Raw genomic sequence first — 15,240 nt, forward strand, 5'->3', positions numbered from 1 at the left:
GGAGGGGCCTGGAGCACCGCCGGGCCCCCGAGTCCCGCTCGTGGAACCGCGACACGCTCCGCAGGACGGCGGCGGGCTTCCCGCCGCCGTCGGTCTCCACCGTGCCGTCGACGGCGATCGGCACTCCGCCCGGCACGTCCCGGCCCGTACGGCATGCTGGGTCCGTACGTCCGGACCGCCCCGGCCGGGGCCAGGCCCCAGGGAGCCCGCCATCGCAGGTCAGCAGCGCGCCGCAGAACACCTGCGAGGCCCCGTCCGTATCGGCGCCGAGGAACCCCGCACACGCCGCTGCGACGGATCGCGGACACCGGACTGAACCCATGACCGCCCTGTCCGCTCCCGGCCGCCTCCTCGCCGTACTCGGCGCCTTCGACCACGAGCACACGGCGCTGTCCCTGACGGACATCAGCCGCCGGGCCGGCCTCAGCCTCACGACCGCCCACCGGCTCGTGGCCGCGCTCGCCGAGTGGGGCGCGCTGGAGCGGGACGTGGACGGGCTCTACCACGTCGGCCTGCGCCTCTGGGAGGTCGCGGCGCTCGCTCCGCGCGGGCTCGCCCTGCGGCAGACCGCCCTGCCGTACCTGGAGGACCTGTACGAAGCGACGCACGAGAACGTCCAGTTGGCGGTCCGCGACGGCGCCGAGGTCGTCTACATCGAGTGGATCTCCGGGCGTTCGTCGGTCGGTGTACGCATCCAGGTGGGCGCCCGCTGGCCGCTGCACGCCACGGGTGTCGGGCTCGCGCTGCTCGCGCACGCGCGGCCCGCGGTCCAGGACGCCTACTGCGCCGGGCCGTTGGCCGCCTACACGGCGTACACCATCACCGATCCGGTCCGTCTGCGGCGCACCCTGGCCGAAGTCCGGCGTACGGGTGTGGCGGTGAGCACTCGTCAGGTGACCGACGACGCCCTGTCGGTGGCCGCACCGGTGCGCGGCGCGGACGGCACCGTCGTCGCGGCCGTGTCGCTCGTCGTGCCCCAGGCCGACGCGCAGGTACCGGCGTTGATCCCGGCGGTGCGGCTGGCGGCCCGCGGGATCTCCCGGGCCCTCGGCTGGCGACCGACGGCCCGGACGGAGCCACAGGTCTGACGCGGGCGCGGTCAGGGCCGCGGGCCCGCCCCTGCCCACCCCACCCCGGCGGCAGGAGCGAAACCGAGGCGGTGCGGCCCCCGTCGCCGATGGCGGTCCGGCCCCCCGTCACCGATGGCGGGACCGGCCCTCGTCACCGATGGCGGGACCGGCCCGCTTCAACCGGCCCGGCGCCGTCGCCGTCCCGCGACCGGGCGACCGCGACCCCGCCGGGCCGGGCCGACCACGCGTGCCCTGCCTCAATCGGGCAGCGCGGCCAGCAAACGGCGGTCCCGGGGTGAACGGCTCCGGTCGAGGCGGGTGTCCAGGAGCCGCCGGGCGGCCTCGGAGCGGCCCGCCGCGACCAGGGCGTACAGCAGTGTCTCCTCGACGACCTCGCGTTGGGCCGCGCTCCCGCCGACGCGGCGGACGACCGGCAGCAGCGCGTCCAGACCCCGGGCGGCTTCGTGGAAGCGCTCCTCGACGAGGGCGGCGAGGGCCTCGCACAGGGGGACGACGACCTCGCGCTGCACCGGGTCGGCGCCGGCCGCGTGATCGCGCAGCCGGCGCAGGGCCGCGAGATCACCGGCGGCGGTGAGCGCGACGGCGGCGTGCAGCGCGGTGAAGGCGGTCGCGGGCCGCTCCACGATGTCGCGGGCGACGCTGTCGAGCACGTCCGCCACCGGCACCCGCCCCCGCCAGCTGTCGCTGAGCCGGGCCCGCCACAGCAGCGACCCCGAGTCGACCAGGGCGCGTACACCGGTCACCCGGCCGGGCGCGAGCTGGGCGAACCAGCGTCTGCGGACGGCGGCGGGATCGTCCAGGGCCAGTTCGTGCAGGGCGATGTGCCAGGAGAAGTGGGCCCGGTGGACGGCACCCCGTCCGTGCCCGGACACCCAGGCGTCCAGCCAGTCGCGGCCGAACTCGTGGGCCCCTGACTCGTAATGGACGTGGGCGAGGGCGTGCACGGCGTGTCCGGAGGCGGGCTCGGCGGCCAGCGCGCGCCCGGCCAGCTCGGCCGCCTCGTCGTAGCGGCCCTGGTCCTGGCGCAGGAAGGCGAGGAGCGAGGCGGGGAACCAGTGGCCGCCGTAGGCGGGCGAGGCGCGCTCGACCAGGCTCAACGCGTAGGCGCTGTCGAGGTCGTTGATGCCGGAGAAGGCGATGGTGGGCACGGCCGCGGCGAGCGCGAGCGCGTCGGCGGGATAGGCGGCCAGGTGCCCGAGCAGGGCACGCGCGGCGGTGTCCGGACTGTCGCCGTGCACGCGGTGGGTCACCACGTCGACGAAGGAGCGTTCCCGTGGATCGGCCCGCTCCCGCGCGCAGCGCCGCGCGTCGGCCAGTGCCCGCGGTACGTCGACGTCGGCGCCGCACTCATGGCCGAGCAGGGCGAGGGCCGCGTGCCCGAGCGCGAAGCCGGGGTCGAGGGCGACGGCCCGCGCGAAGGCGTCCTCGGCGCCGGACCTGACCTTGAGGACCCGTTCGAGGCCGGTACGGTGGGCGGCGGCCGCCTCGGCGTGGGTGGACAGCGGGAGCCCGTGCGCGTCGAGAGGCCGACGGCGGGCGGGGCGGCGCCGGGGAGCCAGTGGCGCGAGCATCCGCTCGGCCAGCTCCGCGGCCTGGACGCGGATCTCGGGGATCGCGGTGGTCTCCCACAGTTCACCGCGGCGCGGAGCGCCGAGGGTGAACACCGCGAGCCGGGGCCTTCCCGCGGCGTCGAGGAGCCGGCCGTCGCGGGTCGCGACGCCCAGGCCGAGCGGACCGGGCACGGCGGCACCCGTGTCGAACAGCGAGCGCCACAGGGGGTCTTCGGGGCGCGGCCCCGGTCCGGTGCAGTCGATCACCCAACCGGCCGTGACGCGCCGCCCGTCGGAGAGGGTGAGCAGCTCGGAGCCGTCCGGCCGGGGGACGGCGTCGGCGATCCTGCCGGTGTGCACCCGCAGGCGCCGGGCCGTGCGGGCGCGGTCCAGCGACTCGGCCGTCGCCGGTGCCATCCGGTGCCGGTGGGTGTTCCAGAGCGCGCCCTCGCTCCGCAGGAAGGCGGCGCGTTCCTCGGGTGTGAGGCTGCGCCACAGGCGCGCGGTGTGCGGGCGCAGACTGTCGAGCGCGGGGCGCCAGTCGCCGTGGGCGCGCACGGCGCGGCCGATGTGGCGGTAGACGGCCCGGCGCAGCGTGCGCAGGGTCGGCGCGTCGAGCCCTTCGGGCGCGGCCATCGCCGGTGCGGGGGTCAGCGCGTGCGGCTGTGGCAGCAGACCGGTCCGGGAGAGGGCGTGCACGGTGCGTCCGGGGCGGTCGAGGCTGAGCGCGAGGTCGACCGCCGTGAGTCCGGTGCCCACGAGCAGGACGTCGTCGCTCGCGCCCTCCCGCCCGCGGCCGGCCGGTTCGGCGAGCGGTCCGTCGAGGGCGCCGGGCGCCCAGGGCGAGCCGATGAACCGTTCGGAGGTACGGAGCCGTGGCGGGGCCCAGGCACCCGTCGTGGCGGCCGGTCCGGTGGCGAGGACCACGCTGTCGGCCGCCAGGCCGTGCCCGTCGGCGAGCCGGAGCTCCAGGCCCCCGTCCGGGGCGGGGGCGCAGGCCTCGGCCCTGGTCCGCAGCCGGTGCACGGCGACCGTGCCGTGGGCGTGCACGATCGCCCGGGCCAGGGTGTCGGCGAGATAGGCGCCGTACCGGTAGCGGGTGGCGAAGTCGGTTCCTCTGACGGTGGGTTCGCCGTGCCGGCACAGCCATCGGGTGAAGTGGCCGGGATCGTCGGGATAGCAGCTCATTCCGCCCGCGGGCACGTTCAGCCGGTGCCGGGGATCGGTGGTGGCGTAGGCGCTGCCCCGCCCGGCTTCGGGGGCGGGGTCGACCAGGAAGAGGTCGAGCGGGGTACGGCGGCGGGTCGCCGTCTCGCACAGCTGCACGGCGGTGAGGGTGCCGGCGGCGCCCACTCCGACGATGGCCACGGCGTGCCGCTCACGGGCTGGATTCACGGATGCCTCCGGCGTGGGTTGTCGCGGATCCGGCAAGCGGGACTTCTCCTTCACTCCTGTGTCCGCGGAGTCCCGAACGGGCTCCCGGAGGGACTCCCGAGAGGGTTCCCGGAAGAACTCGCGGAAGGGGGATCTCATGGAGAACTCAGGTATCGGGCAGGGCGCTTCATACTCTGTTCACAATTCGGGTCGGCCCGGCAACCGTGGATTCAGGCCGTCTCTCCGCGCGTCTTCACCGGAATCTCAGGCCGGGGCGGCCGGATTCAAAGAATCAACCCAGGAAAGTCACGCAGGATGCACCCGCAGTGGTGGTGAGCGAGAGAACCGAGGAAAGGCGTTACGTGGGCGTCCCTGAGATATCGAACCGGCCCGAGTCCGCACCGCGGGACCCGGGGCGGATGCGCCGGCGTCCGGGACGTCCGGCCTGGTCACGGCGCGGAATTCTCGCGGCCTTCGGTGCCGCCGTACCGGCCCTCGCGCTGAGCGGGTGCGGCGGTCCGGCGGGCGCCGCCGACGGGAAGGACACGACGGCGACCGGTGCCACCGAGGCCGGGGTGAAGGCGAAGACGCAGGTGAGGACGCCGACGGTCACCGTCTCCCCCGCCGACGGCACGAAGAGGGCCGACTTCACCGCTCCGGTCGTGGTCTCCGTGGCGGACGGCACGCTGTCGGCGGTCGAGGTCTCCGGCAACGACGGTTCCACTCTGGCCGGATCCTTCGACGACGGCCGTACGCGCTGGACCTCCGCGAGGAATCCGTACTCGGGCACCAAATACACGGTCACGGCGAAAGCGGCGGGTGCCGCGGAACACACAGCGACGTTCGTCACGAAGTCCCCGGGCGAGACGTTCGCCGGCTATTTCACGCCCGAGGCGAATTCGACGTCCGGCGTCGGCATGCCCGTGTCGATCAACTTCACCCAGGCGGTGAAGGACCGGGCCGCCGTGGAAAGGGCCGTCACGGTGACGGCGGAGCCCGCGGTCGAGGTGGTCGGTCACTGGTTCGGGAACACCCGGCTCGACTTCCGCCCCGCCGAGTACTGGGCGGCGGGCACGAAGATCACGCTGAGTCTGCGCCTCAAGGACGTCGAGGGCGCGGACGGCGTCTACGGCGTCCAGTCCAAGGACGTCACCTTCCACATCGGCCGCCGCCAGGTGAGCACCGTCGACCTCGCGAAGAAGACCATGACGGTCGAACGGGACGGGAGCACCCTCGCCCGCTACCCGGTCAGCGGCGGCGCCGCGGACCACACCACGTGGTCCGGGATCATGGTGATCAGCGAGCGGTTCGAGGAGACCCGGATGGAGTCCTCGACGGTCGGGCTCGGCGACGAGTACGACATCGCGGACGTCCCGCACGCCCAGCGCCTGACCACCTCGGGCACCTTCATCCACGGCAACTACTGGGCCGCGGCCTCGGTCTTCGGCGGCAGCAACACCAGCCACGGCTGCGTCGGCCTCCATGACACGAAGGGCGCGAACGACAGCTCCGTGCCGGGCTACCGGTTCTACGAGAGCTCGATGCTCGGCGACGTGGTGGTCGTCGAGAACTCGGGCGAGCGGACCGTCGAAGCGTCGAACGGCCTGAACGGCTGGAACCTGTCCTGGGCCGACTGGAAGGCCGGCAGCGCTCTTTGAGAGCCGCACCCGGTGGACGAACTTCACCTGCCCTTCGTGGCACGCCCATCGGGCCTTCTTCCTTCCTTCACGGCGTGAACTCCCTTACGGCGAAAGGACTTTCTCGGCTTCACCTCTTGACGACCGGAGTGACAGAGAGCACATTGGCCGCGCAGCTTTTTTGAGAGCGCTCTCAAACAGTCGTGGGAGCGCTCCCTCCCACCCGCGCACCCCCACTCCGTACGCGAAGAGGCACCCATGAGTGAAACTTCCGGCACACCCAGAGGCGGCTCCGTCCGGCGCGTGCTCATCGCCGTGCTCGGCACGCTGAGCCTGGCGGCGGCCGCCGCGACCGCGGCCACCCTCCCCGCCAACGCGTCCGCCCCCACACCCCCCGCCGGCTGGTCCCAGGTCTTCGTCGACGACTTCACCGGGACCGCCGGGAGCGGCGTCAACACGACCAACTGGCAGTACACGACGGGCACCAGCTACCCCGGCGGACCGGCCAACTTCGGTACCGGCGAGGTCGAGACGATGACCTCCAGCACCAGCAACGTGGCCCTGGACGGCAACGGCAACCTGCTGATCACCCCGCGCCGCGACGCCTCGGGCAACTGGACCTCGGGCCGCATCGAGACCAGGCGCACCGACTTCCAGCCCGCCGCCGGGGGCAAGCTGCGCATCGAGTCGCGGATGCAGCTGCCGAACGTGACCGGCGCCGCCGCCAAGGGCTACTGGCCCGCCTTCTGGGCTCTGGGCGCGCCCTATCGCGGCAACTACCAGAACTGGCCGGCCGTCGGCGAGCTGGACATCATGGAGAACGTCCAGGGCCTCAACACCGAGTGGGCCACGATGCACTGCGGCACCAACCCGGGCGGCCCGTGCAACGAGACCAGCGGCATCGGCGGCAACACCCCCTGTACCGGCACGACCTGCCAGGCGGGCTTCCACACCTACGCGATGGAGTGGGACAGGTCGACCAGCACCGAGGAGGTCCGCTTCTACCTCGACGGCCTCAACTTCCACACGGTGAGGGCGAACCAGGTCGACGCGACCACCTGGGCGAACGCCACGAACCACGGCTACTTCATCATCCTGAACGTCGCGATGGGCGGCGGCTTCCCCGGCGCCTTCGGCGGCGGCCCCGACAGCGGCACGGAGCCCGGTCACCCGCTCGTCGTCGACTACGTCCAGGTGCTCCAGTCGGCCGGCGGCGGTGGCGGCACCACTCCGCCGCCCACCGGCAACCGTGACGCCTACAGCGCCATCCAGGCCGAGTCCTACGACAGCCAGAGCGGTGTCGTCAGCGAGACCACCACGGACACCGGCGGCGGCCAGGACATCGGCACCATCGCGAACGGCGACTACGCGCTCTACAAGGGAGTCAACTTCGGCTCCTCGGCGGCCACCCAGTTCCGCGGCCGGGTCGCGAGCGGCGCGGCGGGCGGCGTCAGCGGCCTGGTCGAGGTGCGCCTCGACAGCCGTACGAGCACACCGGTCGCCAGCTTCGCGCTGGCCAACACCGGCGGCTGGCAGTCCTGGAGGACCGTGCCCGCGAACATGAGCTCCGTGACCGGAACCCATGACGTCTATCTGACCTTCACCAGCGGCCAGCCCGCGGACTTCGTGAACGTCAACTGGTTCGACTTCGGTCACTGACCGGTGGACCGGCAGGCGGGCTGACGGGCAGCCATCCGTGGCCACCCGTAGTCACCCGTAGAACAGCCCGGCCGAGCGGGGCGGACCCACCAGGTCCGTCCCGCTCAGCGCAGTTCGGTCCGGAAGGCCACCGGGGTCGCCCCGGTGTGCTGGTGGAAGAACTTCGAGAAGTTGGCCGCGTCGGGGAAGCCCACGGCGGCCCCGACGCGCCCGATCGGCATGTCCGTGTGGGCGAGGAGCCGTTTGGCCTCCAGGACGACCCGCTTGTCGATGAACCCCTTGGGCGTCTCGCCGGTGGCGGCCCGCACCGCGCGCACCAGGGTCCGGCGCGAGTACCCGAGGGCGTCGGCGTACGCGCTGACGCTGTGGTTGACGGCGAAGTCCTTCTCGACCGCGTCCCGGAAACGGGTGAACGTGGTGTCCGTGTGCTCGTGGGCCGCCTCGGCGGAACTCGCCGCGAGGTGGGCGAGGCGCAGCAGGAACGCGGTGAGCGAGTGCCGCAGCACCGCGGTGCGCAGGCTGAGCGGCAGCGTGGTCGTGTCGACGTACTCGCGCTCCAGCTGGGTCAGCGCGTGTTCCAGCGCGGCCAGCCGGTCGGTGTCGGGCCGCAGCAGCGGGGGCAGGTCGTAGCGGTAGAGGCCGGTCGCCTCGACGGTCGCGCGGGGCAGGAAGCCGGGCTGCATGGTCAGGACGGTGCCGCGGTAGGGGTCGGTGCTGGAGAAGCGGTGCACCTGGCCGGGCCGGATCCACAGGAGGTCGCCCGCGCGGGCCTCGTACTCCGCGAAGTCGATCATGTGCCGCACCGGCCCCTCGTGGAAGAGCATCACGACGTGGAAGTCGATGCGATGCACGCGTTCCAGCGGGGCGTCCGCGTGCCAGGTGCGCCCGGCCCCCATCGCGCCGACCTGCATGCCCACGCCGGACAGGCTCAGATCGGCCGGAAACGGAAAGGTCCTGATCCCGTCCCGGCCGCCCGTACCGCCGGTGCCGCCTTGGGTGGTTCTGTCGTTCATGTCCTTCTCGCGTCGGCTCGCCACGGCTCCACGTGTCCCATTTTCACCGAAGGCTGACACGCGGGCACCTTCCCCAGCAAAAGTCTGACTTTTAGGTTTGAACGCACAGACCGCGTTGCAGCCCATGTCGTAAGGACTTCTTGAAGATGAGTACGCAGAGCTCCGACGACTTCACCTGGACCGAGCTCGACCGCCGAGCCGTCGACACCGCCCGCCTTCTGGCCGCCGACGCCGTGCAGAAGGTCGGCAACGGCCACCCCGGAACCGCGATGAGCCTGGCCCCGGCGGCGTACACGCTCTTTCAGAAGGTGATGCGTCACGACCCGGCCGACCCGGAGTGGACCGGCCGCGACCGCTTCGTCCTGTCCCCCGGCCATACCTCGCTGACCCTCTACACCCAGCTCTTCCTGTCAGGTTATGAACTCGGCCTCGACGATCTGAAGGCGTTCCGCACCCACGGGTCCAAGACGCCCGGCCACCCCGAGTACGGGCACACCGCGGGCGTGGAGACCACGACCGGTCCGCTCGGCCAGGGTGCCGCCAACGCGGTGGGCATGGCGATGGCCGCCCGCTACGAGCGCGGCCTGTTCGACCCGGAGGCCCCCGAGGGTGAGTCCCCGTTCGACCACACCGTCTGGGCGATCGTCTCCGACGGCGACCTGGAGGAGGGAATCTCGGCGGAGGCCTCCTCGCTCGCCGGCCACCAGAAGCTCGGCAACCTCGTCTTCCTCTACGACGACAACCACATCTCCATCGAGGGCGACACGGCGACGGCCTTCTCCGAGGACGTGCTGAAGCGCTACGAGTCGTACGGCTGGCATGTGCAGCGCATCGAGCCCGCCCCCGACGGCGACATCGACGTGCGCGCCCTGTACGCGGCGCTCAAGGACGCGCGGGCCGAGACGGGACGCCCGTCCATCATCGCGATGCGCACGGTCATCGCCTGGCCCGCCCCGAACGCGCGGAACACCGAGGCCTCGCACGGCTCGGCGCTGGGCGCCGAGGAGATCGCCGCCACCAAGCGGATCCTGGGCTTCGACCCGGAACAGGCCTTCCAGGTGGACGCCGACGTGCTGGCCCACGCCCGCCTGGCCCTGGACCGGGGCGCCGAGGCGCACGCCGCCTGGGACAAGCGGACCGGCGCGTGGCGCACCGAGCGGCCCGAGAACGCGAAGCTCTTCGACCGGATCGTCGCCGGACAGCTTCCCGAGGGCTGGGAGAGCGCGCTGCCGGTGTTCGAGGAAGGCGGGAGTGTCGCCACCCGCGCCGCCTCCGGCACGGTCCTCCAGGCGCTCGGTGCCGTGATCCCCGAACTGTGGGGCGGCTCCGCCGACCTGGCCGGCTCGAACAACACCACCATCGACAAGACGTCCTCGTTCCTGCCGAAGGGCAACCCGCTGCCGGAGGCGGACCCGTACGGCCGCACGATCCACTTCGGCATCCGCGAGCACTCGATGGCCGCGGAGATGAACGGCATCGCGCTGCACGGCAACACCCGTGTCTACGGCGGCACCTTCCTGGTGTTCTCCGACTACATGCGCAACGCCGTCCGGCTGTCCGCGCTGATGCAGCTCCCGGTGACGTACGTGTGGACGCACGACTCGATCGGCCTCGGCGAGGACGGTCCCACCCACCAGCCGGTCGAGCACCTCGCCTCGCTGCGCGCCATCCCCGGCCTGAACATCGTCCGCCCGGCCGACGCCAACGAGACCGCGATCGCCTGGGCCGAGATCCTCAAGCGGCACGCCACGAACCCGGCCCCGCACGGTCTGGCCCTCACCCGTCAGGGCGTGCCGACCTACCCGGCCAACGCCGACGCGGCGCGCGGCGGTTACGTCCTGCGGGACTCCTCCACCGGGACCCCGGACCTCATCATCGTCGCGACCGGATCCGAGGTGCGGCTCGCCGTCGCGGCGCGCGAACTGCTGGAGGCCGAGGGGGTCGGCACCCGCGTGGTGTCGATGCCGTCCGTCGAGTGGTTCGAGGAGCAGTCCCCCGAGTACCGGGCCCGTGTCCTTCCGCCGTCCGTGAAGGCCCGCGTGGCGGTCGAGGCCGGAATCGGTCTGACCTGGTACCGGTACGTCGGTGACGCCGGACGCATTGTCTCGCTGGAGCACTTCGGCGCCTCGGCCGACGCCGGGACGCTGTTCGCCGAGTTCGGCTTCACCCCCGAGAACGTCGCCGCCACCGCGCGGGCCGTGCTCGATTCGACGACTGGCCCTGCCGCCCTGCGCGGTTGATCCGTTCACACGAAGGAAGATGATCACTGTGACCGAAACGACCGCGACCGCGGCACCTCTTGAGCTCCTCTCCGGCGAGGGCGTCTCCATCTGGCTCGACGACCTCTCCCGCAAGCGCATCGAGTCCGGCAACCTGGCCGAACTCGTCGCCACGCGGCACGTGGTGGGCGTGACCACCAACCCGTCCATCTTCCAGGCGGCCATCGGCTCCGGCGAGGGGTACGAGCGGCAGCTCGCCGACCTCGCCGTACGCGGGGTGACCGTCGACGAGGCCGTCCGCATGATGACGACCGCGGACGTGCGCGCCGCCGCGGACATCCTGCGCCCGGTGTTCGAGGCGACCGAGGGCCGTGACGGCCGGGTCTCCATCGAGGTCGACCCCCGGCTGGCGCACAACACCGCCGCGACCGTCGCCGAGGCCCGGCAGCTCTCCTGGCTGGTCGACCGCCCGAACGTGATGATCAAGATCCCGGCGACGAAGGCCGGGCTCCCGGCGATCACCGAGGTCATCGGCCTCGGCATCAGCGTCAACGTCACGCTGATCTTCTCGCTGGAGCGCTACCGCGAGGTCATGGACGCCTACCTCTCCGGCCTGGAGCGGGCGAAGGCCGCGGGCATCGACCTCGCCGGAATCCACTCCGTCGCCTCCTTCTTCGTCTCCCGCGTCGACAACGAGATCGACAAGCGGCTCGCGAAGAACGGCACGGACGAGGCCCTCGCGCTCAGGGGCAGGGCGGCGCTCGCCAACGCCCGTCTGGCCTACGAGGCGTACGAGACGGTGTTCGGCTCCGCCGGCGGCCCGGCACAGGGCGGCACCCGCTGGACGGCGCTCGCCGCCTCCGGCGCGCAGAAGCAGCGTCCGCTGTGGGCCTCCACCGGCGTCAAGGACCCCTCGTACAAGGACACCCTGTACGTCGACGAACTGGTGGCGCCCGGCACGGTCAACACCATGCCGGAGGGCACGCTGAACGCCACCGCCGACCACGGTGACATCCACGGCGACACGGTGACCGGCGGCTACGACCGGGCCCGTGCCGACCTGGCCGCGGTCGAGGCGCTCGGCGTCTCCTACGACGAGGTCGTCGGACAGCTGGAGGACGAGGGCGTCGCGAAGTTCGAGGCGGCCTGGGAGGACCTTCTCGACGCCGTGGCGGCCTCCCTGCGGGGCAAGGGAGTCGAAGGGGAATGACCAAGGGTGAGGCACTTTCCGACAGCGAGCCGCAGGATGCGGCCACCGCGTCGCAGGGATCCGGTGACGCGGCCGTGGAACAGGGCGGTCTGACGCCCGAGGCACTCGCCGAGGCGCTCGGCGTCCCGGCGGCCGACTGGGACAACCCGCTGCGCGACCCGCGCGACCGCCGGCTCCCCCGGATCGCGGGCCCCTCCGGTCTGGTCATCTTCGGCGTCACGGGCGATCTGTCCCGCAAGAAGCTGATGCCGGCCGTGTACGACCTCGCCAACCGGGGTCTGCTGCCGCCGGGCTTCTCGCTCCTCGGGTTCGCCCGCCGTGAGTGGGCGGACCAGGACTTCGCCCAGGTGGTGCACGACTCGGTGCGCGAGCACGCGCGGACCGAGTTCCGCGAGGAGGTCTGGCAGCAGCTCGCCGAGGGCATGCGGTTCATCCCCGGCGACTTCGACGACGACACGGCGTTCAAGCAGCTGCGCGCGGCCGTCGACGAGCTGGACGCCTCCCGGGGCACCAGCGGCAACTACGCGTTCTACCTCTCCGTACCGCCGAAGTTCTTCCCGAAGGTGGTCCAGCAGCTCAAGAAGCACGGGCTGGCGAGCGCTCCCGAGGGTTCCTGGCGGCGCGCGGTCATCGAGAAGCCGTTCGGCCACGACCTGGTGAGCGCCCGGGAGCTGAACCGGATCGTGCACGAGGTGTTCGACCCGGACCAGGTGTTCCGGATCGACCACTACCTCGGCAAGGAGACCGTCCAGAACATCCTGGCGCTCCGCTTCGCCAACCAGATGTACGAGCCCGTCTGGAACCGGTCGTACGTCGACCACGTCCAGATCACGATGGCCGAGGACATCGGCATCGGCGGCCGGGCCGGCTACTACGACGGCATCGGCTCCGCCCGGGACGTGATCCAGAACCACCTGCTCCAGCTCATGGCGCTGACCGCCATGGAGGAACCCGCCGCCTTCGACGCCGAGTCGCTGCTCGCCGAGAAGCTCAAGGTCCTCAGGGCCGTGAAGCTGCCTCGGAACCTGGGCGAGCACACCGTGCGCGGCCAGTACGCGGCGAGCTGGCAGGGCGGCGAGAGGGTGCGCGGCTACCTCCAGGAGGAGGGCATCGACCCCCGGTCGACGACCGACACCTACGCTGCCGTCAAGCTCCAGGTGGACAACCGCCGTTGGGCGGGCGTCCCGTTCTACCTCAGGACCGGCAAGCGTCTGGGCCGCCGCGTCACGGAGATCGCGGTGGTGTTCCAGCGCGCCCCGCACTCCCCGTTCGACTCCACGGCCACCGAGGAACTCGGCGCCAACGCGATCGTCATCCGCGTCCAGCCCGACGAGGGCATGACCGTGCGCTTCGGATCGAAGGTGCCGGGTACGTCCATGGAGATCCGGGACGTCACCATGGACTTCGCGTACGGCGAGTCGTTCACCGAGTCCAGCCCGGAGGCGTACGAACGGCTGATCCTGGATGTTCTGCTCGGCGACGCCAATCTCTTCCCCCGTCACCAGGAGGTGGAAGAGTCCTGGAAGATCCTCGACCCGATCGAGGGGTACTGGGAGAGCCACGGCACGCCCGCGCAGTACTCCTCGGGCAGCTGGGGTCCGGAGGAAGCCGACGAGATGCTCGCACGAGACGGACGGAGCTGGCGCAGGCCATGAAGATCGACCTGACCGACACCACGGCAAGCAAGATCAACAAGGCACTCGTACGGGGGCGCCGGGCCATCGGCACCCCCGCCGTGGGCATGGTCCTGACGATGGTCATCGTCACCGACGAGGAGAACGCGTACGACTCCATCAAGGCGGCCGAGGAGGCCTCCCGGGAGCACCCCTCGCGCACCCTGGTCGTCATCAAGCGCGTCGCCCGCACCCCGCGCGACCGCACCAACTCCCGTCTGGACGCCGAGGTGCGCGTCGGATCCGACGCGGGTACCGGCGAGACGGTCGTCCTGCGGACGTACGGCGAGGTCTCGGACCACGCCGACTCGGTGGTCCTGCCGCTGCTGCTGCCGGACGCCCCGGTCGTGGTCTGGTGGCCGGTGGACGCGCCCGAGATCCCGGCCAAGGACCCGCTGGGCGCCCTCGCCCAGCGCAGGATCACCGACATGTACGCCGTCGAGGCACCGCTCCAGGCACTGGACGCCCGCGCCGCCTCGTACGCGCCGGGCGACACCGACCTGGCGTGGACCCGGCTCACGCCGTGGCGCTCCATGCTGGCGGCGGCCCTCGACCAGGCCCGTACGAAGGTGATCTCGGCGACCGTCGAGAGCGAGGCGCAGAACCCGAGCGCCGAACTGCTGGCCCGCTGGCTGGAGGCCCGCCTCCGGGTCAGGACCGAGCGTGTCGAAACCGCGGGCCCCGTGGTGACCGCCGTCCGGCTGGGCACCGAGAGCGGCGAGATCGTCATCGACCGCCCCGAGGGCCCGCTCGCGACCCTGTCCCTGCCCGGTCAGCCCTCCCGCACCCTGGCGCTCAAGGTGCGCACCACCTCCCAGTTGATCGCCGAGGAACTGCGTCGCCTCGACGCGGACGAGATGTACGCCATCGCCCTGCGCGGCGAGGCCCCCAAGGAGAGCCCTCGTGTCTGACTACCCCAAGCCCACCCGGCGTCCTGAGTGGGTGGCCCTGGAGGACCACCGCGCGACCACGTTGCTCCACCCGCGGCTGCGTGACCTGTTCGCCGTCGACCCCGCGCGCGCCGAGCGCTATGTCGCACAGGTCGGCGATCTGCGCGTCGACTACTCCAAGCACCTGATCACCGACGAGACCTTGGCCCTCCTCCAGGAACTCGCCGTCGCCACGGACGTGTTCGGGCTGCGGGACGCGATGTTCCGGGGCGAGAGGATCAACACGACCGAGGACCGGGCGGTGCTGCACACCGCGCTGCGGGCGCCGCGGGACGCGGTGGTCGAGGTCGACGGGGAGGACGTCGTGCCGGCCGTGCACGCGGTCCTGGACAAGATGGCGGACTTCGCCGGGCGGGTCCGCTCGGGCGAGTGGACCGGGCACACCGGCAGGCGCATCAAGAACGTCGTCAACATCGGCATCGGCGGCTCCGACCTGGGCCCCGCGATGGCCTACGAGGTGCTGCGCTCGTTCACCGACCGCTCGCTGAGCGTGCGGTTCGTGTCGAACGTGGACGGCGCGGACCTGCACGAGGCCGTGCGGGACCTGGACCCGGCCGAGACGCTGTTCATCATCGCCTCGAAGACGTTCACCACGATCGAGACGATCACCAACGCCACCTCGGCGCGTGCCTGGCTCCTCGCCGGGCTCGGTGAGGAGAAGGCGGTGGCGAAGCACTTCGTGGCGCTGTCGACGAACGCGGAGAAGGTGTCGGACTTCGGCATCGACACGGCGAACATGTTCGAGTTCTGGGACTGGGTCGGCGGGCGTTACTCGTACGACTCGGCGATCGGCCTGTCGCTGATGATCGCGATCGGTCCGGACCGGTTCCGCGAGATGCTGGACGGGTTCCACCTCGTCGACGA

General features: G+C 72.0%; 9 protein-coding genes and 1 pseudogene. 8 read left to right on the forward strand and 2 right to left on the reverse strand.

The annotated features are described in order from the left end of the window. Positions 1 to 320 precede the first annotated feature (320 nt). Positions 321 to 1,088, forward strand: a complete 768-nt coding sequence (locus tag ACFYW9_RS32965) for an IclR family transcriptional regulator (protein WP_389158200.1) — start codon at positions 321 to 323, stop codon at positions 1,086 to 1,088. A 239-nt stretch (positions 1,089 to 1,327) separates the two neighbouring features. Here ACFYW9_RS32965 and ACFYW9_RS32970 read toward each other — a convergent pair whose 3' ends face one another. Beyond that, entirely contained in the window at positions 1,328 to 4,036 is a 2,709-nt protein-coding gene (locus ACFYW9_RS32970) for an FAD/NAD(P)-binding protein (protein ID WP_389158203.1), read from the reverse strand. A 341-nt stretch (positions 4,037 to 4,377) separates the two neighbouring features. Between ACFYW9_RS32970 and ACFYW9_RS32975 the strand changes: the two genes are divergently transcribed. Continuing rightward, positions 4,378 to 5,673, forward strand: coding sequence for an Ig-like domain-containing protein (locus tag ACFYW9_RS32975; protein ID WP_389158206.1), 1,296 nt, complete (start codon positions 4,378 to 4,380; stop codon positions 5,671 to 5,673). 237 nt (positions 5,674 to 5,910) lie between these two features. Continuing rightward, positions 5,911 to 7,311, forward strand: a complete 1,401-nt coding sequence (locus ACFYW9_RS32980) for a glycoside hydrolase family 16 protein (RefSeq protein ID WP_389158209.1) — start codon at positions 5,911 to 5,913, stop codon at positions 7,309 to 7,311. A 104-nt stretch (positions 7,312 to 7,415) separates the two neighbouring features. Here ACFYW9_RS32980 and ACFYW9_RS32985 read toward each other — a convergent pair whose 3' ends face one another. After that, positions 7,416 to 8,324, reverse strand: a complete 909-nt coding sequence (locus tag ACFYW9_RS32985; RefSeq protein WP_389158212.1) for an AraC family transcriptional regulator — start codon at positions 8,322 to 8,324, stop codon at positions 7,416 to 7,418. Between the two features lie 146 nt (positions 8,325 to 8,470). Between ACFYW9_RS32985 and tkt the strand changes: the two genes are divergently transcribed. The 5 genes and pseudogenes from tkt to ACFYW9_RS33010 form a co-directional block, all read left to right on the forward strand. Continuing rightward, on the forward strand, positions 8,471 to 10,564 hold the full coding sequence (gene tkt / locus ACFYW9_RS32990; protein ID WP_389158215.1) for a transketolase: 2,094 nt from the start codon (positions 8,471 to 8,473) through the stop codon (positions 10,562 to 10,564). A 19-nt stretch (positions 10,565 to 10,583) separates the two neighbouring features. Next, positions 10,584 to 11,753 (forward strand): transaldolase, encoded by a 1,170-nt coding sequence (gene tal, locus ACFYW9_RS32995; RefSeq protein ID WP_389158218.1) that lies wholly within the window; start codon positions 10,584 to 10,586, stop codon positions 11,751 to 11,753. Continuing rightward, on the forward strand, positions 11,750 to 13,408 hold the full coding sequence (gene zwf, locus ACFYW9_RS33000; RefSeq protein WP_389158221.1) for a glucose-6-phosphate dehydrogenase: 1,659 nt from the start codon (positions 11,750 to 11,752) through the stop codon (positions 13,406 to 13,408). The genes tal and zwf overlap by 4 nt, the downstream gene beginning before the upstream one ends. Next, the gene (gene opcA / locus ACFYW9_RS33005; protein ID WP_351873220.1) at positions 13,405 to 14,337 is read left to right on the forward strand and encodes a glucose-6-phosphate dehydrogenase assembly protein OpcA; all 933 of its coding nucleotides are present in this window, start codon (positions 13,405 to 13,407) and stop codon (positions 14,335 to 14,337) included. The genes zwf and opcA overlap by 4 nt, the downstream gene beginning before the upstream one ends. Then, positions 14,330 to 15,240 (forward strand): annotated as a pseudogene (locus ACFYW9_RS33010) (glucose-6-phosphate isomerase); the annotation flags it as partial. The gene opcA and the pseudogene ACFYW9_RS33010, both read left to right, overlap by 8 nt.

Origin of the sequence: Streptomyces sp. NPDC002698, assembly GCF_042888945.1 — a bacterium.
Lineage (GTDB): Bacteria > Actinomycetota > Actinomycetes > Streptomycetales > Streptomycetaceae > Streptomyces.